Here is an 18591-nt window from a genome sequence, read left to right on the forward strand (position 1 = left end):
TACTCCGGTCGCTCGCCGCAATCTCGTTCCATACACCTTATTGTAAGTGCGGCACGTCGCCCCCATCCCCCAGCCACCCCGGTCTTGACTCTCCCCGGCGATTCCCGATAATCGGGAACCCGGCGCCGATTTGAGTCAGATTGCGGGCGCCAGGGGGAAAATCCCCTAAACAAATACGGCTAAAGCGAAGGATCGGAATCTCACTGAAACCCGCTTGGCGCCCCCTCAAACCACGCGGGTTTTTTTTCATTCCCGCTCAGCGCAACGACAACCTGCAGAATTAGGACTATCCACCCATGAGCGAATCCCGTCTTTTCACTTCGGAGTCGGTCTCCGAGGGCCACCCCGACAAGGTCGCCGACCAGATCTCCGACGCCATTCTCGACGCCCTGCTGACCGAAGACGCGCGCGCGCGCGTGGCCTGCGAAACGCTGGTCAAGACCGGCATGGTGATCGTCGCCGGCGAGATCACCACCTCCGCCTGGGTCGATATGGAGGAGATCATCCGCGGCACGGTGAAGAAGATCGGCTACAACAGCTCCGACATGGGCTTCGACTGGGAGTCCTGCGCGGTGCTCAACGCCATCGGCAAGCAGTCCGGTGACATCGCCATGGGCGTCGATGAGAGCGAGGATCACGAGCAGGGCGCCGGCGACCAGGGAATGATGTTCGGCTACGCCAGCAACGAGACCGACGTGCTGATGCCGGCACCGATCACCTACGCCCACCGTCTGGTGAAGCGCCAGGCCGAGGTGCGCAAGAACGGCGTGCTGCCGTGGCTGCGCCCGGATGCCAAGAGTCAGGTCACCTTCCACTACGAAGACGGCAAGCCGGTGGGTATCGATGCGGTGGTGCTCTCCACCCAGCATGCCCCCGAGATCGCCCAGAAGGACCTCGCCGAGGCGGTGATGGACGAGATCATCAAGCCGGTGCTGCCCGCCGAGTGGATCAGCGCGGAGACCAAGTTCTTCATCAACCCCACCGGCCGCTTCGTCATCGGCGGCCCGGTGGGCGACTGCGGCCTCACCGGGCGCAAGATCATCGTCGACACCTACGGCGGCATGGCCCGCCACGGCGGCGGCGCCTTCTCCGGCAAGGATCCGACCAAGGTGGACCGCTCCGCCGCCTACGCCTGCCGCTACATCGCCAAGAACATCGTCGCCGCGGGGTTGGCCGAGCGCTGCGAGATCCAGGTCTCCTACGCCATCGGCGTGGCCGAGCCCACCTCGGTGATGGTCGAGACCTTCGGCACCGGCAAGCTCGACGAAGCCGCCCTGACCCAGCTGGTGCGCGAGCACTTCGACCTGCGCCCGCGCGGCATCGTCACCATGCTCGACCTGCTCAAGCCGCGCTACGCCGACTCGGCCTCCTACGGCCACTTCGGCCGCGAGGAGGAGCACTTCACCTGGGAGCGCACCGACAAGGCCGACATCCTGCGCGATGCCGCGGGGGCCTGAATCTGACGTCCTGAAAATCAACGCGGAGAACGCAGAGACGCAAAGAACGCGGAGAAGAGGGATTCATTTCAATCTCTTCTTTGCGCTCTCTGCGTCTTTGCGTCCTCTGCGTTTTTCATCCCAACCCTCATCGAGGAGCGCTGCAACGGGTTTCCGCCAGGCTCGAAGAGGGTCCTTCTTTTTCCAACGGCGCTCATTCGACCAATAAGGAAGAACCGTCATGAACGCCGAGTTCACCGACTACAAAGTCGCCGACATCTCCCTGGCCGAGTGGGGCCGCAAAGAGATCGCCATTGCCGAGACCGAGATGCCGGGCCTGATGGCCCTGCGCGAGGAGTACGGCGCCAGCCAGCCGCTCAAGGGCGCCCGCATCATGGGCTCCCTGCACATGACCATCCAGACCGCGGTGCTGATCGAGACCCTGGTCGCCCTCGGTGCCGAGGTGCGCTGGGTGTCGTGCAACATCTTCTCCACCCAGGACCACGCCGCCGCCGCCATCGCCGCCAGCGGCGTGCCGGTCTACGCCTGGAAGGGCGAGACCATCGAGGAGTACTGGTGGTGCACCGAGCAGGCCTTCAAATGGCCTGGCGGTCAAACCGCCAACATGATCCTGGATGATGGCGGCGACGCCACCCTGCTGCTGCACAAGGGCGTCGAGTTCGAGAAGGCAGGCAGTGTCCCCGAGCCCAAGGAGGGCGACAACGAGGAGTACGTGGCGATCCTCGGCGTGCTCAAGCGCAACCTGGAGAGCAATCCCGGCATGTGGACGGAGATCGCCGGCAACGTCCGCGGCGTCACCGAGGAGACCACCACCGGCGTCCACCGCCTCTACCACATGGCCAAGGCCGGCGAGCTGCTGTTCCCCGCGATGAACGTCAACGACTCGGTCACCAAGTCCAAGTTCGACAACCTCTACGGCTGCCGCGAGTCGCTGCTCGACGGCATCAAGCGCGCCACCGACGTGATGGTCGCCGGCAAGATCGCCGTGGTGCTCGGCTACGGCGACGTCGGCAAGGGCTGCGCCCAGGCCTTCCGCGGCATGGGCGCGACCACCCTGGTCACCGAGATCGACCCGATCTGCGCCCTGCAGGCGGCGATGGAGGGCTACCGCGTGGTGACCATGGAGGAGGCGTGCGAGATCGGCGAGATCTTCGTCACCACCACCGGCAACGTCAACGTCATCGACCACGACCACATGGTGAAGATGAAGAACGAGGCGATCGTCTGCAACATCGGCCACTTCGACTCCGAGATCAACATCTCCTCCCTGCGCAAATACGAGTGGGAGAACATCAAGCCCCAGGTGGACCACGTGATCTTCCCCGACGGCAAGAAGATCACCATCCTCGCCGAGGGCCGACTGGTGAATCTGGGCTGCGCCACCGGCCACCCCAGCTTCGTGATGTCCGCCTCCTTCACCAACCAGGTGCTGGCGCAGATCGAGTTCTTCACCAAGGGCGAGGACTACGAGAACAAGGTCTACGTGTTGCCCAAGGTGCTCGACGAGAAGGTCGCCCGCCTCCACCTGAAGAAGATCGGCGCGCATCTCACCACCCTCACCCAGACCCAGGCCGACTACATCGACGTCCCCGTCGAGGGCCCCTACAAGCCCGACCACTACCGCTACTAATTCACTACGTAGCGCTCTGGAAGGGAACGCGGAGGACGCAGAGACGCAGAGAACGCAGAGAAGAAATCAGTTGATTGCCTGGAAGCCGAGGGGGGGCGACTCGCTCGCCCCCCCCCGAATTCCATTAATCAATTTTCTTCCTTTGCGTTCTCTGCGCCTCTGCGTTCTCTGCGTTTCATCTCCCACACCCAATCAGGGCTGAAAAGATGGAATCGCAACGTAGGCATCCCAAACAGTTCAGTATCGAGTTCTTCCCGCCGAAGGGCGAGGAGGGGCTGGCGCGGCTGCGCACCGCGCGCGAGGAGCTGGCCAAGCTCAGCCCCAAGTACGTCTCGGTCACCTTCGGTGCCGGCGGCTCCACCCAGGAGGGGACCCTGGAGACGGTGCGCGAGACCCTCGCCGCCGGCCTCGACACCGCCCCGCACCTCTCCTGCATCGGCGGCAGCCGCGAAAGCATCCGCGCCATCCTCGACCAATACGTCGATATGGGGGTGAAACGGATCGTCGCCCTGCGTGGCGACATGCCCTCGGGGATGCGCGAGGGGGGCGACTTTCTCTACGCCAACGAGCTGGTGGAATTCATTCGCGCGGAGACCGGCGACCACTTCCACATCGAGGTGGCCGCCTACCCGGAGTTCCACCCGCAGGCCGCGTCGGCGAGCGCCGATCTGGACAATTTCGCCCGCAAGGTGAAGGCCGGAGCAAACGCCGCGATCACCCAATATTTCTACAATCTCGACGCCTACCTGCGCTTCGTCGAGGAGTGTGAACGGCGCGGTGTCGAGATCCCGATCGTCCCGGGCATCATGCCGATCACCAACATCAAGCAGCTGGCCCGTTTCTCTGCCATGTGCGGTGCCGAGATCCCCCGCTGGCTGCGTCTGCGCCTGGAAGCCTACGGCGACGACCTGGAGTCGCTGCGCGCCTTCGGCCTGGAAGTGACTGTCGAGCTGTGTCGCCGACTGCTCGACGCAGGGGCCCCGGGCCTCCACTTCTACTCGATGAATCAGGCAGGGACCACCTCACGGATCTGGCGCGATCTCGATCTTTCCGCGGCTTAGTAATCGTCACGAATCCCAATAAGCATTTGTAAGAAATTCGCTCAACTTCCTGACCATACGCAAGGAAAAACCGGGTAAACAGCCCGTATTTTCACTGAGCACAGACGATAATTTCGTCATACTTTACACAAGCGACTACACTATCTACCCATTGAAACTGTGGCGGTCACATATTGACCACCCTTGCTGAAACAAAGAGCCTTGTCGCCACAGGGGGAATTGCAGGATATGAAAGAAAATACAACTGTCTTTGTAGTGGATGACGACGAGATCGTCTGCGAATCCCTCAAGTGGCTGATCAGCTCCATCGATATCCCGGTGGAGACCTACACCTCACCCACCGAGTTCCTCAGCACCTTCGACGGCAGCCGCTCGGGCTGCCTGGTGCTCGACGTGCGGATGCCGGAGATGAGCGGGCTGGAGCTGATGAAGAAGCTCAACGAGCGGGACGTTTACCTGCCGACGATCATGATGACCGCCCACGGCGACGTGCCGATGGCGGTGCGCGCGATGAAGAGCGGGGCGCTGGACTTCGTACAGAAGCCGTTCAACGAGCAGGAACTGCTGGAGAGCGTGCAGAAGGCGTTGTCGGTGGATGAGCGGACCCGCCGCGCCCGCACCCTCGCGGTGGACGTCAAGGAGCGGCTCAACACCCTCTCGCCGCGCGAACGCGAAGTGCTCGCCCTGGTGGTGGAGGGGATCTCCAACAAGGAGATCGCCAAGCGGCTCGACATCAGCTACCGCACCGTCGAGGTCCATCGCGCCAAGGTGATGGACAAGATGGGCGTCGACTCGCTGCCCGAGCTGGTGCGCTCGGTGATCGCCCTGGAGCAGCTGGAACTGGCCGCCGGCCTGCCCGCCGCCGCCGGCTGAATTCGGGAATCTTCACCACGAAGTCTTTGTATGCTCACTGGGCGGATGCCCCGCCACTCTCCCTCCCGAGAAATTACGCCCACCTTCGATTCGACGCTGTTATTTAACACGAAGAGCACGAAGGAAGAGGCACGAAGAACACGAAGAGAAGAAGAGGGCTCATAGGGAGCCCCGCGGGCGCCGTCCACGCATCCGAACGGAGGCAGTTTCGCTCGGCACGGCGCCCGCGGGGCGCCCTATAGCAAGAGCTTCGAGCCGGAACGAAACACATCCCCCTCTTTCACCCCACCCCTCGACAACGCCCAACGCCCACGTCTGCACCGCACAGCAAAGGAAACAGTTACTCACCCCCTTCGTGTCCTTCGTGCCTCTTCCTTCGTGCCCTTCGTGCCCTTCGTGTTAAATCAAACCCTTTCCCGAGGACAGCGATGCAACCGGGCAACCCCAACGCACTCGACAACCGAAGCCCAATCCCAATCTTCTCTTCGTGGCAAAAATCCACTTCACCCGAAATGGATACGGGCCTCCAGGTTGGCCGGGGAGTCGGCGTTCTTGATCGCCTCGTCCATGGTGATGCGCCCCGCCTTGTAGAGGTCGTAGAGGGCGGTGTCGAAGGTCTGCATGCCGCCGTCGCTCGACTCGGCCATCGCCTCCTTCACGTCATCCACCTTGCCCTCCATGATCAGGTCCGCGATGTGCGGGGTGTTGACCAGGATCTCGATCGCCGCGCAGCGCTTGCCCTCGACGGTGCGGATCAGCCGTTGGGAGATGATCGCCCGCATGTTCAGCGAGAGGTCCATGAAGAGCTGCTTGTGCAGATCGGCCGGGAACATGTTGATGATCCGGTCGAGCGCCTGGGAGGCGTTGTTGGCGTGCAGGGTGGAGATCGCCAAGTGGCCGGTACCGGAGAGCTCGATCGCCGCCTCCATGGTCTCCCGCTCGCGGATCTCGCCGATCAGGATCACGTCGGGGGCCTGGCGCAGAGAGCTTTTCAGGGCGGCGTGGTAGCTCTTCGAGTCAACGCCCACCTCGCGCTGATTGATCAGCGACTTCTGATGGGGATGGACGAACTCCACCGGGTCCTCGATGGTGAGGATGTGACCGGTGGAGTTCTTGTTGCGGTGGTCGAGCATGGCGGCCAGGGTGGTCGACTTGCCCGAGCCGGTACCGCCCACCATCAGGATGATGCCGCGCTTGTGCATGATCAGCTCGGGCAGGATCTCCGGCAGTTTGAGGTCCGCCGTGGTGGGGATGTCGTTCTTGATGTAGCGCAACACCATGCCGGCGGTGCCGCGCTGGTGAAAGGCGTTGACGCGAAACCGCCCCTTGCCGTGGGCGATGGCGAAGTCCACCTCCCACTCCTCCTCGAACTTGCGGATCTGCTCGTCGTTCATCACCGAGATCACCGCCGCCTTGGCGATGTCGGGGGTGAGCACGGTATTTCCCACCGACTTGATGATGCCGTCGATCTTGATCTTCACGTGGGCGCCGACCGTAAAAAACAGGTCGGAGGCGTCGTGTTTGATCATCATGTCGAGGTAAGGCTTTACGTCCATCGAGTCACTCCGCTGGAGTAGTGTTGAGTGCTTGGTGTTCGGTGTTTAGTGAAGAGGCGACGGCAGCATGATTGCACAGCGCGGACTCACTAAACACTAAGCACTCATCGTTAAACATTATTGATTTTTCGCGCCCCACCACACCCGACGCCGGCAGGGCCGTTCGCGCGAAAAATCAATCTTCGTCCTTGACGATCTCCAGCCCCTCCAGCTCGGACATGTGATCCTTGCCCTTCGCCTCGGAACCCTCCAGCTTGATCTTCAGGCGCAGCTCGTTCATCGAGTCGGCGTTGCGCATGGCGTCCTCGTAGGTGATCAGTCCCGCCTCGTAGAGGTCGAACAGCGCCATGTCGAAGGTCTGCATGCCCAGCTCGGCCGACTTCTGCATGATCCCCTTGATGCCGTGGACGTCGCCCTTGAAGATCAGGTCCTGGATCAGCGGCGAGTTGATCAGGATCTCGATGGCGGCGACCCGGCCGCCGCCCACCCTGGGCAGCAGTCGCTGGGAGACCACCGCTTGGAGGTTGAGCGAGAGGTCCATCAGCAGTTGCGCCCGGCGCTCCTCGGGAAAGAGGTTGATGATGCGATCGAGGGCTTGGTTGGCGCTGTTGGCGTGCAGGGTGGACAACGCCAGGTGGCCGGTCTCGGCAAAGTTGATGGCGTGCTCCATCGTCTCGCGCTGACGGATCTCGCCGATCAGGATCACATCGGGGGCCTGGCGCAGGGTGTTGATCAGGGCGTTGTCCCAGGAATCGGTGTCGACGCCCACCTCGCGCTGGGTGATCAGGCAGTTGACGTGGGGGTGGACGTACTCCACCGGGTCCTCGATGGTGATGATGTGGCCGTGGGTCTCCTTGTTGCGCACGCCGAGCATCGCCGCCAGGGTGGTCGATTTACCGGAACCGGTACCGCCGACCACCAGGACCAGGCCGCGCTTCTTCAGCACCAGCTCCTTCAACACCTTGGGCAGCCCCATCTTGTCGAAGTCGGGGATCTCGGTGGTGATGGTACGCAGCACCATGCCGGCGCTGGCGCGCTGGATGAAGGCGTTGACGCGGAAGCGGCCGATGCCCTTCGGGGCGATGGCGAAGTTGCACTCCTTGGTGGCGTCGAACTCCTTGATCTGCTTGTCGTTCATGATCGAGCGCACCAGCATGTTGGTCTGCTGACCGGAGAGCACCTGATCGTTGAGCGGGGTCATCTTGCCGTGGGCCTTCACGGCGGCGGGAAAGCCGGCAGTGATGAAGAGGTCCGAGGCCTCCTTGGTGAGCATCATGCGCAGGCAGTCGAGCATGAACTTGGTGGCTTGCGTGCGATCCACGGCTGGATCCTCCGGGGTTCTTGATGTTGGGGGTGCCGGTTTTTGGGGTGGTGGTTGCGATGGGCACCGAGCCATCCTGTGGGATCGGATCAGTGTTGAATGTTTAGTGTTGAGTGAATGAGGGCTTCGCCCGCCAGCTCTGAATTTTCGCGCGAAGCGCGCTCTTTCACTAAATACCAAGCACTGGACATTCAACACTGAGGGCGGCGCGCACCGTCGCCGGCTACATGAAGTTGTCCTTGTTCGCCGCCTTCAACGCCGCCGCCTCGCGCGACACCACCCCCTTGGCCACCAGCTCCTTGAGGTTCTGGTCGAGGGTCTGCATGCCGTACTGCTGGCCGGTCTGGATCGCCGAGTACATCTGGGCGATCTTGTTCTCGCGGATCAGGTTGCGGATCGCGGGGGTGCCGATCATGATCTCGTGGGCCGCCACCCGGCCACCGCCCTTCTTCTTCAGCAGGGTCTGCGAGATCACCGCGCGCAGCGACTCGGAAAGCATGGCGCGGACCATGTCCTTCTCGGCGGCGGGGAAGACGTCGACGATACGGTCGACGGTCTTCGCCGCCGAGGAGGTGTGCAGGGTGCCGAACACCAGGTGGCCGGTCTCCGCCGCGGAGAGCGCCAGACGAATGGTCTCCAGGTCACGCATCTCGCCCACCAGGATCACGTCGGGGTCCTCGCGCAGGGCCGAGCGCAGCGCCTCGTTGAAGCCGAGGGTGTCGCGATGCACCTCGCGCTGGTTGACCAGACACTTCTTCGACTCGTGGACGAATTCGATGGGGTCCTCGATGGTGAGGATGTGGCCGTACTCGGTGTTGTTCTTGTAGTCGACCATCGCCGCCAGGGTGGTCGACTTGCCGGAGCCGGTGGGGCCGGTCACCAGCACCACCCCGCGGGGGGTATCGGCGATGGTCTTGAAGCTGGCCGGGGCGTTGAGCTGTTCGAGCGAGAGGATCTTCGAGGGGATGGTACGAAACACCGCGCCGGCGCCGCGGTTGTGGTTGAAGGCGTTGACGCGGAAGCGCGCCAGGTCGGGCACCTCGAAGGAGAAGTCGGTCTCCAGGAACTCCTCGTAGTCCTTCTGCTGCTTGTCGTTCATGATGTCGTAGACCATGTCATGAACTTCGGTATGATCCATCGCCGGCAGGTTGACCCGGCGCACGTCGCCGTCGACGCGGATCATCGGCGGCAGCCCGGCGGAGAGGTGCAGGTCGGAGGCACCGTTCTTGACACTGAAGGCGAGCAGCTGCGCGATATCCATCTTGTTCCCCTGGGCAATTCTGATTATGTTGGCCGGGCCAATCGACCACGTAACTTATCGCCTATACCGATGACAGGCAAGACGCAGACCGAACCCAACGAAATCGCCGCCCACATCGCCGCCGTCGAGGCCCGGATCCGCGCCGCCGAGGCGCGTTTCGGACGCCCCGCCGGGAGCGTGAAGCTGCTGGCGGTGAGCAAGACCAAGCCGATCGAGGCGGTGGAGGCAGCCTACCGCGCAGGTTTGCGCGCCTTCGGCGAGAACTACCTGCAGGACGCCCTGGTCAAGATCGAGACATTGAAGACGCTGGAGGACCTGGAGTGGCACTTCATCGGCCCCCTTCAATCCAACAAGACCCGCCCGGTGGCCGAACACTTCCACTGGTTGCACACCGTCGACCGGCTTAAGATCGCCCAACGCCTCTCCGACCAGCGGCCGGCGGGAATGTCGCCGCTCAACCTCTGCCTCCAGGTCAACGTCAGCGCCGAAGCGAGCAAGTCCGGCTGCAGCCTGGAAGAGCTGCCCGCCCTGGCGGAAGCGGTGGCCGCACTACCCAACCTGCGGTTGCGCGGCCTGATGTGCATCCCTGCCCGCAGCACGGGACTCGAAGCGCAACGCGCGCCCTTCCGCGCCCTGTGCGAGGCGATGGAGCGACTCAATCACCGGGGGCTCTCCCTCGACACCCTCTCCATGGGGATGTCCGACGACCTGGAGGCGGCGATCGCCGAGGGCGCCACCCTGGTACGCGTCGGCACCGCGCTGTTCGGCGCGCGGGACTACGGGCTGAAGACATAACATCCAACGCAAAGGCCAAAGGTCGCGAAGAACGCAAAGATTTTTTGCCCTTTGCAACCTTTGCGTCTTCGCGCCCTTGCGTTGAAGACTCTTCCTACTCCCCGCCGGCACGAGCCAGCGTCCATACCTCGACCCTTTCCGCGCCCGCCCCTTTCAGCAGGCGGGCCAGCTCGGCGGCGGTGTGACCGGTGGTGAGGACGTCGTCGACCAGCGCCACGTGGGCGGCTGGCAGCGGACCGCGCAGGGCGAAGGCGCCGCGAACGTTGGCACGGCGCGCCTTGGCCGGGAGCTGGGACTGTACCGCGGTGTTGCGGATGCGCGCGCAGAGCGCGAAATCCACAGGGATCGCCAGCGCCTCGGCCAGCGGCCGGGCCAACTCCAGGGACTGGTTGAATCCCCGTCGGCGCAGACGGGCGGGGTGCAGCGGCACCGGCAGGATCAACTCCGGTCGCGCCGTCTCTCGGGCCACCGCCCCATCGATCAACAGGTGGGCGAGGAGCCGACCGTCGACGAGACCGCCGTTGAACTTGAAACGCTGGACCAGCCGATCGACCGGCGAGGCATAGCGCAACGGGGCGAAGGCACCGTCCCACGGCGGCGGTCGGCGCAGACAGGGGCCGCAGAGGCCGTCATTCTCTGGCGGCAGGGGCGCCGCACAGCGCGGGCAGGGATCGGCAGCTCTTCGAGGCAACCCTCGCAAAGCGGGGTGCCGGCTGCCGCCGCCACAGGCGCCCGGCAGAGCAGGCAGTGAACCCCGAGCAGGCGGTCGAGCCAAGCGCCGAAGGTCACATCACCGGCACCGGGGTCACCTCGGTCATCCCCATCGCCTCCTGGATCACCCGCAGGGCGGTCTTGGCGAAGTCCTCCACCGAACCGCACGCCTCGGCCAGGGGAAGCACCTGATCGACGCCCTCGGCGATGACCCGGAAGCGGGTATCGCCGCCGGCGGTGCGCTCGCAGGTGACGTAGACGTGGGGATCGCTCGCCCCCTCGGGGACCAGGGCGAGGATGTGCAGATAGGTGATCGGGTCGGGACTCTCCACCTCGCCCAGCACGACCACGCCGTAGGGGCCGAGCTCGTAGCGTTTGCGCGGAATCGCGGTGGTGATCTTCGGGCCTTGCATGGGAACGCTCCTGTGGGTCCGGAGTAATACTGAAAGTATGGGGGTGGGGCGTTCCCAATTAAATGGGTCGGAAATTCGCTGGTCGGGCGTAGGCTTTTTTCGATGGCTGCGGGATGAAATACTGATGGGATGGAGATTCCGGAGTATCAGGCGCTGACACCACTCGGTGGTCGCGAGGCGACCTTCCGCTTCCGTGGGCGGTGGCGCGGCGCGGAGGTCACCTGGGAGGCGACGGTGATTGCGCAGGCCGGGGAGGAGCCGCTCCGGCCCAATTTCATCGAGATCCCCGACGGCGAGTTCGATCCGTGGCCGATCCGCATCGGCCTCGACGTGGCGGCGGTCGACCACCCCACGGTGCTCAAGGCCATCATCATGGTGCGTAATTACAAGCGGTTGGCGGTGGGGCGCCATGAGTACGGGCCGTGAAAGTGCCATGCGGAAGCCGGTGCGCCTCCTCTCCTCGGCGCCCCCTCCCCAATACCAAGCTCCCCTGGTTACGACGCTCCGCGTCGTAACCGGCGGCGTTGGACGCTCTGCGTCGTGATTGGAGCAAGGCGGTCGGGGTAAGGGCCCGCGAAAGAATAACTTCCTGTTTTGGGACGCCGAGCCACTCCGCCCGGCGGCGTTGCGCAAAGGGTTGCATACAACGAGTATGCGCCCCTTTGCGCGCCTTGCCGGACGGGCGTCTCGACGTCCCAAAACAGGAAGTTATTCTTTCGCGGGCCCTAAGGGCGATGCCGACGCGGAGCGTCCAGACCCAACGCAGGTGCCAACGTGGAGGCCGGGTTACCACGCAGAGCGTGGTAACCAGAGGTGGCCCGATCAGGGTCCCACACACTTTTCACCAATACCCGAAAAAGGCTCCCTGCCGAGCGCCAGCGAGGCAGAGAGCCTTTTTCGGGCTAGGAGAAGAACTCATCGATCACCGATTCCACCTGCTGCTGGGCAAGGAAGTGCTGGCGCTCGTAGGCGAGCTCCTTGTTGGCGAAGGAGAGCTTCTCCAGCAGCCGCTGGATGATGAAGATGAGCACGCTCTGGGCCCCCAGCGGGTGCTCCTTGAGGAAGTGGAGGAACTCCTTGCGGCCGATCCTGAGCAGTACAGAATCGACCTCCGCGCCGACGTGGGCGGTGCGCCGCGCCTCCTCGAAGATCGAGGACTCACCAAAGACATCCTCCGGACCGATGTTGCCGAGATAGACCTCCTCCCCACCATTGCCGGGGTGGGGGTTGGCCTTGGTGATGCGCAGGTAACCGGAGGCGACGCAATAGAAACCGTCGGCCGGATCGCCCTCCACCACCACCCGCTCGCCAGCCTTGAACAGCTGCCTTTCGGCGATATAGGAGAGCGAGCGCAACGCCCGTTCGTCGAGGCGACGAAAGAACTCGATCCGCGACAGCAGATCGGCGATGTCGGCGAACTGCCGCTTGTGCTCCTCGTAGGCCTCCAGTGCCCCTTCCATGTCCGGGCGGGAGACCGTCCCCAACTCCACCAGCATGTCTCCCAGGGGTGGGCGTTCGCGGTCGATGTTCTCCAGCACGAAGACCGCCTGGTCGGCGGAGAGGTAGCCGTCGCGCACCGCCAGTTCCGGAAAACTCAGGTCGGTGGAGGCCTGGGCGGTGAGCAGCAGGAACACCTGCTTCATGTTGAGCAGCGAGAGACGCAGCGCCATCTTCTCGAAGGCGGGGGTCTGGCGGCGCTGCGCCTCCAGCGCCTCCAGCACCTGTTCTTCGGTGACCAGCCCACGGTTGACGAGGTACTCGCCGAAAAAGAGTTTTCTGGCCATCGCTACGCCCCTCGCGCCCCGGGGTGACGCGGGACGATCTGAATTATTGTCGCAAGACGCCGATCCGCGACCGCGCCTCCTCCGCCCGCCGGGAGTCGGGCTGCATTATTAAAATAGACGGCCGAAGTGACAAAGGCACTGGATCCTTACGGGTGCGTAGTGACCGGCGGGCTGGAAATCAGCCGAACAGACTCTCCACCCGCCCCCAGATGGAGCGGAACTTGTGGTTGGGGATCATGCCGACGATCTCCGAGGCGTCACGCCGCTCCGGCTTCATCAACGGCGCACCGTGCTTGCCGATGATCGAGTGGATCGACGGGGTGTTGGCGTCCACGCCGCGGCGGGTCACCACCCCCACCTCGCCACTCTTCAGCCGCAGCAGGGAACCGGGGGGGTAGATCCCCACCTCCTTGATCAGGATCGCCGCCAGCTCGCCGTCCACCTTGGAGCCGCGCTCCATGAAGATGCCGCGCAAGGTGTCCTTGGCGAGGATCGGGTCGCGGTAGGCGCGGGGGCGGATCATCGCGCTGTAGATGTCGGCGATGGCGAGGATCCGCGCCGGCTCCGGGATGCGCTCGTCGGCCAGGGCGGCCGGGTAGCCGGAACCGTCGTTGCGCTCGTGATGGTGAAGGACCGCGGCGAGCCACTCGCCGTTGCGGATGCCGTGGCGCCGCAGCATCTCCACCCCCCTCCCGGGGTGGGCCTTGACCTCCGTCCACTGGGCATCGCTGAGCGGCCCCTTCTGCCGCTCCAACTCCCCCTGCATGTGCTCCAGGCCGACGTCGTGGGTGATCGCTGCGGCGACGATCGGCAACCGCTCCACGGGACCGAAGCCCTTCTGGCGAGCGAGCATCTCGCTGATCACCGCGGCGTGCAGGGGGTGGGCGCAGCTGTAGTCGTCGGCGACGTCCAGGTGGAGCGCCGCCAGGGTACCGTCCGGGTGGGCCATGCAGGTGCGCTGGAGGTTCTGCGCCAGCTTCAGGATGCGCGCCTCCACCCCGCCACGGGGCTCGCCCGTGAGCTCCCGGCAGAGCCCCTTGAGGTTGCGCTTGTAGCTGCCGATCACCTCGAACAGCGAGGCGGGCCGCTCCTCGACCGGGTTCTTCGGACGCTCCTTGCCGCCCTGTTCGTCACGATAGAGGCCCAACTGGATCAACTTGGTGATCTGGGCCTGCGATTCGATGCGGTAGCCCTCGCGCAGCAGCAGCTCGCCGCCCTGGTTGTAGACCGACCAGGGCAGGACCTTGCCCACCTGCAGCTCGGAACGGCTCAGTTTCTTCATCATGACGATTGCTCCCTGGTTGCAACGACCCCGGCGGGGGCGTGAAAGGCATCACGGAAGGGGCGTCCCGCCCCGTCGGCACAGAGCCGGGTGGAGTCCACCGCGTACTCCCCGGGATCGAGCACCCGCTTCACCCCCAACGGCCGCCCCCCGTGATCGCGCCGCACCCGCAACAGATTGACGATCCGCTCCCGCTCGAAGCGCTCTCCCTTGCGGTTGATCACCAGCGACACCACCGGCCGGGTCGGCGCCCGCTGGTTGGCCGCCGTCACCACCCCGACCTCGCCGCTGGAGAGCTCCACCAGGCTCCCCACCGGGTAGATGCCGACGCACTGGATGAACTTGTCCACCAGCCGCCGATCGAAGTCCGCCTCCCGACCGGCATAGAGTTTCTGCAGCGCACGATGGGCGGAGATGGGGTTGTGGTAGACCCGCGGGCTGGTCACCGCGTCGTAGACGTCGACGATGGAGACCAGGCGGGGGAAAAGGCCGATCTGACGGCCGCTCAGGCCGTGGGGATAGCCGCTGCCGTCGTGACGTTCGTGATGGGCATGGGCCACCGCCCGCCCGCGCTCGCCCAACCCTTCGATGCCCTGGAGCATTTCGTAGCCGAGGCTCGGGTGGCGCTTCATCACCTCGAACTCCGCCTCGGTGAGGCGCCCCGGCTTGTTGAGGATCTCCAGGGGAATCTGGGTCTTGCCCACATCGTGGAGCAGCGCCCCCATGCCGAGTTCGGCGAGCTCCTCCTTGGAGAGGCCCAGATGGCGGCCGAAGACCAGGGAGAAGATGCAGACGTTGACCGAATGCTGGGAGGTGTAGCGATCGCGCTCCTTGATCCGGGTGAGGCAGACCAGCGCGTCGGGGTTGCGGATCACGCTGCCCACCAGGTTCCTCACCGTCGAACGGGCACGCTTGGAGTCGATGCTACGCCCCAGGCGGGCGTCCTCCAGCACCCGCTCGAGCACCGTCCCCGCCTCCTGGTGGAGCTTGCGGGCGGTCCCCAACTCCTCCTCCATGGAGACCGGCTCCAGCCTCTCCGCGCTGCGCGCCGGCGCGACGTCGCGGCGGCTGCGCGAGGGCGGTCGCGGATCGTTGGAACGGCGCCCGTCGGCAGCTTCACCAGATCCCCGCCGTGGGTCGATATAGACGTGGTCACACAATCCACGCAGCGACTCCAGCTCTCCCTCGGAACGGATCAGGAAGCTATGGGACCAGAACGGAGTCTGCAACCAGCTCCGGTCCAACCCGTCGACGAACATTCCGACCCGCAGGTCGCCTACTGCAATTCGCTGTTTCATCTGCATCATCCATTACGCCCCACGGGGCGCCTCGGGCCCGCCATGACGGCGGGGTCGGCCAGGAGCCGCCCATCACAGGTGGGAAAACCGTGGAAACCGATGTGGCGAGAGAGGTCGACGGGGAGGGGGGGACGAGAGAGCGCCGCCGGGGAAAAGCGGGCACGGCGGCGTGCCGCGAGCCACCGTCATCCGGGAAAAGATGGGGCGCCCCGCGACATGCACTCGGTCGTCACGACCCGCCCTCGACAGGAAAGGCGCGGATCGACGGACTCATGGCAACCGTCCGGTCGCGCCTTCCCACTGGCGGACCGGTCCGGAGAAGAGATCGAGGCGTCCTTGCCTCTCCACGGCGACGCATCGCCGGCCCGCACCCTTCGGCACGGGGTAGGTAGATATACCACACTTGAAATCGGTTAATAAACGCAATTTCTCCGCAAGCGGAAGAAAAGCCGACGAGCGGTCGACAGTCCTCCGCGGAGACGCCGGAGGAACTGAGGAATTTCCTCAGCCTCCAACTCCCCCCTTGCCTCAATCACCAATACTGTGCTTAAGTACAGTCTCGCCCCAAAAAAGCGCGCACCGATCCGACCACCGCGACCAAGAGAGGACCCCATGGCGGTTATCGTGGAGTACATCGTAGAGAGAGACGGAGTCCGCAAGATGACCTTTGTCAGCAAGAAAGAGGCGGACGCCTACGACCGGATGCTGGACATTGCCGACGCGCTCATCGACCTGCTGGGCGAAGGGGCGTTCGGCGTCGAGGAGGGGCCACTGGAGGAGATCGCCCTCCATCTGGCGAAAAACGCCGACCGCGCCGCGGCGATCCTGAAGGGCGCCAAGCCGAAACCCAAGGCGCAACCCGCGGCACAAGAGGAAGCCCCCTCCGAACAGGCCACCGAAGACCCCGAGGCCCCGGCCAAGGCGCCGCGAACCGGACGCCGGAAAGCGGCGTAACCTAAGGGCCCGCGAAAGAATAACTTCCTGTTTTGGGACGCCGATTCATCCCCTCCGGCGGCGTTGCGCAAAGGGTTGCCTACAGGGAAGTAGGTATGCGGCGCGAGCAGGACGCGGAAGCCGCGGCATACAACGAGTATGCGCCCCTTTGCGCGCCTTGCCGGAGGGGTGTCTCGACGCCCCAAAACAGGAAGTTATTCTTTCGCGGGCCCTAAGCCGCCCGCTCCCGCAGGATCTCCCAACCGATGCAGGCCAACCCGATGTGCCGAGGAATCGGCTTGTGGCCCATGTGGTAGTAGACGACGGTACGCCGGGTCAGTCCAAGGGCGTCCGCGGCACGGCTCAAAGAGAGCCCGTTGCGCTCCATCCACGCGTTGAACTCCACCACCGGAAACGCATCGCCCGTCTGCTCGCGGGCCACACGAACCAGTGTCTCTACCGGGATGACCTGATCGATATCGGGCCACTCGACGCCATGTCCCCACTCTTCGGGTACGGCGTGAGCAAACACCTCCGGTTCAACCAAACGCTCGAACCCCGGCAGAACGAACCAATCGGAAAGGTCAACACTCAACTCTTTACCATTGGAGAGCACAACCGCAATACGAGTGGGCGGGTGAACCGTGACATTTTCAACCGTGGTGACGGACATGATCATTTACCTGGATTGAGTCGCCGCCATTCCTGAATCAGGGAAGCGCAGTGGTCATTGGCCCAATTTCTGGCCTCCGCCAACAACTTGGCCGGAACCTTACCGACCAACACTTCACCATTTTCAATGGCGATGGATGCCCGGCCACTTGGCCAGAGCAAATGAAAGTGAGGAATACCATGCTCGTTCCCGAGCACCTGGATCTTCCAGTTCCGAGAACGATGCATGGTGGTCATAAGTATCAGCTTAGTGAATATTTTTCACCACAACAAGAGCCCGCGTCTAATACTCCCTTCACGAAAAAGCGGGCCACCGGCCCGCCTTTTCAATCCCCAAATTTCTGATTTTTTCGCCAGAAAAAATCAGACGTTGAAGCGGAAATGGATCACGTCCCCATCCTTCACCACATACTCCTTGCCCTCGGAGCGCAGCTTGCCCGCCTCCTTCGCCCCCTGCTCGCCCTTGTACTGGACGAAGTCGTCGTAGGCGACCACCTCGGCGCGGATGAAGCCGCGCTCGAAGTCGCTGTGGATCTTGCCCGCCGCCTGGGGCGCGGTGGCCCCCACCGGAATGGTCCAGGCACGCACCTCCTTGACTCCCGCGGTGAAGTAGGTTTGTAGCCCGAGCAGCCGGTAGCCGGCGTGGATCAGGCGGTCGAGGCCCGGCTCCTCCAGCCCCAGTTCCTGCAGGAACTCCGCCTTCTCCTCGTCATCCAGCTGGGCCAGCTCCTCCTCGATCTTGGCACACACCGGCACCACCTCGGAGCCCTCCCCGGCGGCCAGCTCGCGCACCGCATCCAGGTGGGGGTTGTCCTCGAAACCGTCCTCGGTGACATTGGCGATGTAGAGGGTCGGCTTAATGGTGAGGAGGAACAGGTCGCGGATCTCCGCCCGCTCCTCGTCGCTCATCTCCAGGGTACGGGCCAAGCGTCCCTCGTCGAGATGGGCCTTCAGCCGCTCCAGCAGCTCGACCCGCGCCTTGATCTTCTTGTCACCCGTCTTCGCCTGCTTCTGGGCGCGCAGCAGGGCCTTCTCCGCGCTCTCCATGTCGGCCAGGGCCAGCTCGGTGTTGATCACCTCGATGTCGCCCAGCGGGTCGATCTTGCCGGCGACGTGGACCACGTCGTCGTTCTCGAAGCAGCGCACCACCTGGACCACCGCATCGGTCTCGCGGATGTTGGCGAGGAACTTGTTGCCCAGCCCCTCCCCCTGGGAGGCCCCGGCCACCAGCCCGGCGATGTCGACGAACTCCATGGTGGTGGGCAGCACCCGCTGCGGCTGGACGATCTCCGCCAGCTTGTCCTGCCGTGGATCAGGGACCGGGACGATGCCGACGTTGGGATCGATGGTGCAGAAGGGGTAGTTCTCGGCCTGGATGCCGGCCTTGGTCAGGGCGTTGAAGAGGGTCGACTTGCCCACGTTGGGGAGGCCGACGATGCCGCATTTGAAGCCCATGGCGATTCCTTGACGAATGATTACGATGAACGTAAAGGGTTATAGGTGAAAGGAAAAAGGTTAAAGGTCAAAGGAAAGAAGGCCATGCC

At 64.0% G+C, this 18591-nt stretch carries 18 protein-coding genes and 1 riboswitch; of the genes, 7 read left to right on the plus strand and 11 right to left on the minus strand.

Annotated elements, in window-relative coordinates; genetic code table 11:
* The first annotated feature begins 296 nt into the window (after window positions 1-296).
* The 4 genes from metK to ACYQ2W_RS11940 all read left to right on the plus strand — a co-directional run bounded on the left by metK (window position 297) and on the right by ACYQ2W_RS11940 (window position 5021).
* A complete protein-coding gene (gene metK / locus ACYQ2W_RS11925) occupies window positions 297-1457 on the plus strand; it encodes a methionine adenosyltransferase (protein WP_459866984.1) in 1161 nt (386 codons plus the stop codon).
* A gap of 126 nt (window positions 1458-1583) precedes the next feature.
* Window positions 1584-1659: riboswitch (S-adenosyl-L-homocysteine riboswitch) on the plus strand.
* A gap of 18 nt (window positions 1660-1677) precedes the next feature.
* Window positions 1678-3087, plus strand: coding sequence for an adenosylhomocysteinase (gene ahcY, locus ACYQ2W_RS11930; protein WP_459866987.1), 1410 nt, complete (start codon window positions 1678-1680; stop codon window positions 3085-3087).
* 206 nt (window positions 3088-3293) lie between these two features.
* Window positions 3294-4148, plus strand: coding sequence for a methylenetetrahydrofolate reductase [NAD(P)H] (gene metF, locus ACYQ2W_RS11935; RefSeq protein ID WP_459866990.1), 855 nt, complete (start codon window positions 3294-3296; stop codon window positions 4146-4148).
* 228 nt (window positions 4149-4376) lie between these two features.
* Window positions 4377-5021, plus strand: a complete 645-nt coding sequence (locus tag ACYQ2W_RS11940; RefSeq protein WP_459866993.1) for a response regulator transcription factor — start codon at window positions 4377-4379, stop codon at window positions 5019-5021.
* 503 nt (window positions 5022-5524) lie between these two features.
* Here the strand turns inward: ACYQ2W_RS11940 and ACYQ2W_RS11945 are convergent.
* From ACYQ2W_RS11945 to ACYQ2W_RS11955, 3 genes are all read right to left on the minus strand, one after another.
* On the minus strand, window positions 5525-6577 hold the full coding sequence (locus ACYQ2W_RS11945) for a PilT/PilU family type 4a pilus ATPase (RefSeq protein WP_459866996.1): 1053 nt from the start codon (window positions 6575-6577) through the stop codon (window positions 5525-5527).
* A gap of 175 nt (window positions 6578-6752) precedes the next feature.
* Complete coding sequence (locus ACYQ2W_RS11950; protein WP_459866999.1) at window positions 6753-7898, minus strand: PilT/PilU family type 4a pilus ATPase; 1146 nt, start codon at window positions 7896-7898, stop codon at window positions 6753-6755.
* Window positions 7899-8121: 223 nt separating this feature from the next.
* The gene (locus ACYQ2W_RS11955) at window positions 8122-9159 is read right to left on the minus strand and encodes a type IV pilus twitching motility protein PilT (protein ID WP_459867002.1); all 1038 of its coding nucleotides are present in this window, start codon (window positions 9157-9159) and stop codon (window positions 8122-8124) included.
* Window positions 9160-9228: 69 nt separating this feature from the next.
* Here ACYQ2W_RS11955 and ACYQ2W_RS11960 point away from each other — a divergent pair, with 69 nt between their 5' ends.
* Window positions 9229-9954 carry a YggS family pyridoxal phosphate-dependent enzyme gene (locus ACYQ2W_RS11960; protein ID WP_459867005.1) on the plus strand — a complete coding sequence of 242 codons (726 nt, stop codon included), beginning with the start codon at window positions 9229-9231 and terminating at the stop codon, window positions 9952-9954.
* A gap of 94 nt (window positions 9955-10048) precedes the next feature.
* Here ACYQ2W_RS11960 and ACYQ2W_RS11965 read toward each other — a convergent pair whose 3' ends face one another.
* Window positions 10049-10645 (minus strand): ComF family protein, encoded by a 597-nt coding sequence (locus ACYQ2W_RS11965; protein WP_459867008.1) that lies wholly within the window; start codon window positions 10643-10645, stop codon window positions 10049-10051.
* A gap of 94 nt (window positions 10646-10739) precedes the next feature.
* The gene (locus tag ACYQ2W_RS11970; protein WP_459867011.1) at window positions 10740-11078 is read right to left on the minus strand and encodes a hypothetical protein; all 339 of its coding nucleotides are present in this window, start codon (window positions 11076-11078) and stop codon (window positions 10740-10742) included.
* A gap of 129 nt (window positions 11079-11207) precedes the next feature.
* Between ACYQ2W_RS11970 and ACYQ2W_RS11975 the strand changes: the two genes are divergently transcribed.
* The gene (locus tag ACYQ2W_RS11975) at window positions 11208-11504 is read left to right on the plus strand and encodes a hypothetical protein (protein ID WP_459867014.1); all 297 of its coding nucleotides are present in this window, start codon (window positions 11208-11210) and stop codon (window positions 11502-11504) included.
* Between the two features lie 476 nt (window positions 11505-11980).
* Here ACYQ2W_RS11975 and ACYQ2W_RS11980 read toward each other — a convergent pair whose 3' ends face one another.
* The 3 genes from ACYQ2W_RS11980 to ACYQ2W_RS11990 form a co-directional block, all read right to left on the minus strand.
* Entirely contained in the window at window positions 11981-12862 is an 882-nt protein-coding gene (locus ACYQ2W_RS11980; RefSeq protein WP_459867017.1) for a cyclic nucleotide-binding domain-containing protein, read from the minus strand.
* Between the two features lie 178 nt (window positions 12863-13040).
* Window positions 13041-14147 (minus strand): HD-GYP domain-containing protein, encoded by a 1107-nt coding sequence (locus ACYQ2W_RS11985; protein WP_459867020.1) that lies wholly within the window; start codon window positions 14145-14147, stop codon window positions 13041-13043.
* Window positions 14144-15442, minus strand: a complete 1299-nt coding sequence (locus ACYQ2W_RS11990) for an HD-GYP domain-containing protein (RefSeq protein ID WP_459867023.1) — start codon at window positions 15440-15442, stop codon at window positions 14144-14146. The genes ACYQ2W_RS11985 and ACYQ2W_RS11990 overlap by 4 nt, the downstream gene beginning before the upstream one ends.
* 612 nt (window positions 15443-16054) lie before the next feature.
* Here ACYQ2W_RS11990 and ACYQ2W_RS11995 point away from each other — a divergent pair.
* Entirely contained in the window at window positions 16055-16396 is a 342-nt protein-coding gene (locus ACYQ2W_RS11995) for a YebG family protein (protein WP_459867026.1), read from the plus strand.
* Window positions 16397-16607: 211 nt separating this feature from the next.
* On the opposite strand, the gene ACYQ2W_RS12000 is transcribed toward ACYQ2W_RS11995, so the two are convergent.
* From ACYQ2W_RS12000 to ychF, 3 genes are all read right to left on the minus strand, one after another.
* Window positions 16608-17048, minus strand: a complete 441-nt coding sequence (locus ACYQ2W_RS12000) for a DUF2442 domain-containing protein (protein ID WP_459867029.1) — start codon at window positions 17046-17048, stop codon at window positions 16608-16610.
* A 2-nt stretch (window positions 17049-17050) separates the two neighbouring features.
* Complete coding sequence (locus ACYQ2W_RS12005) at window positions 17051-17284, minus strand: DUF4160 domain-containing protein (protein WP_459867032.1); 234 nt, start codon at window positions 17282-17284, stop codon at window positions 17051-17053.
* Between the two features lie 126 nt (window positions 17285-17410).
* Complete coding sequence (ychF, locus tag ACYQ2W_RS12010; RefSeq protein WP_459867035.1) at window positions 17411-18502, minus strand: redox-regulated ATPase YchF; 1092 nt, start codon at window positions 18500-18502, stop codon at window positions 17411-17413.
* Window positions 18503-18591 lie beyond the last annotated feature (89 nt).

The sequence above is a fragment of the Endothiovibrio diazotrophicus genome, assembly GCF_054657215.1.

What these genes read in the sequence shown, in the direction of transcription:
- metK (WP_459866984.1), top strand. Translation starts at nt 297, where the DNA reads ATGAGCGAATCCCGTCTTTTCACTTCGGAGTCGGTCTCCGAGGGCCAC.
- ACYQ2W_RS11990 (WP_459867023.1), bottom strand. Translation starts at nt 15,442, where the DNA reads ATGAAACAGCGAATTGCAGTAGGCGACCTGCGGGTCGGAATGTTCGTC.
- ACYQ2W_RS11995 (WP_459867026.1), top strand. Translation starts at nt 16,055, where the DNA reads ATGGCGGTTATCGTGGAGTACATCGTAGAGAGAGACGGAGTCCGCAAG.
- metF (WP_459866990.1), top strand. Translation starts at nt 3,294, where the DNA reads ATGGAATCGCAACGTAGGCATCCCAAACAGTTCAGTATCGAGTTCTTC.
- ACYQ2W_RS11960 (WP_459867005.1), top strand. Translation starts at nt 9,229, where the DNA reads ATGACAGGCAAGACGCAGACCGAACCCAACGAAATCGCCGCCCACATC.
- ychF (WP_459867035.1), bottom strand. Translation starts at nt 18,502, where the DNA reads ATGGGCTTCAAATGCGGCATCGTCGGCCTCCCCAACGTGGGCAAGTCG.
- ACYQ2W_RS12005 (WP_459867032.1), bottom strand. Translation starts at nt 17,284, where the DNA reads ATGACCACCATGCATCGTTCTCGGAACTGGAAGATCCAGGTGCTCGGG.
- ACYQ2W_RS12000 (WP_459867029.1), bottom strand. Translation starts at nt 17,048, where the DNA reads ATGTCCGTCACCACGGTTGAAAATGTCACGGTTCACCCGCCCACTCGT.
- ACYQ2W_RS11975 (WP_459867014.1), top strand. Translation starts at nt 11,208, where the DNA reads ATGGAGATTCCGGAGTATCAGGCGCTGACACCACTCGGTGGTCGCGAG.
- ahcY (WP_459866987.1), top strand. Translation starts at nt 1,678, where the DNA reads ATGAACGCCGAGTTCACCGACTACAAAGTCGCCGACATCTCCCTGGCC.
- ACYQ2W_RS11970 (WP_459867011.1), bottom strand. Translation starts at nt 11,078, where the DNA reads ATGCAAGGCCCGAAGATCACCACCGCGATTCCGCGCAAACGCTACGAG.
- ACYQ2W_RS11940 (WP_459866993.1), top strand. Translation starts at nt 4,377, where the DNA reads ATGAAAGAAAATACAACTGTCTTTGTAGTGGATGACGACGAGATCGTC.
- ACYQ2W_RS11945 (WP_459866996.1), bottom strand. Translation starts at nt 6,577, where the DNA reads ATGGACGTAAAGCCTTACCTCGACATGATGATCAAACACGACGCCTCC.
- ACYQ2W_RS11985 (WP_459867020.1), bottom strand. Translation starts at nt 14,147, where the DNA reads ATGATGAAGAAACTGAGCCGTTCCGAGCTGCAGGTGGGCAAGGTCCTG.
- ACYQ2W_RS11980 (WP_459867017.1), bottom strand. Translation starts at nt 12,862, where the DNA reads ATGGCCAGAAAACTCTTTTTCGGCGAGTACCTCGTCAACCGTGGGCTG.
- ACYQ2W_RS11955 (WP_459867002.1), bottom strand. Translation starts at nt 9,159, where the DNA reads ATGGATATCGCGCAGCTGCTCGCCTTCAGTGTCAAGAACGGTGCCTCC.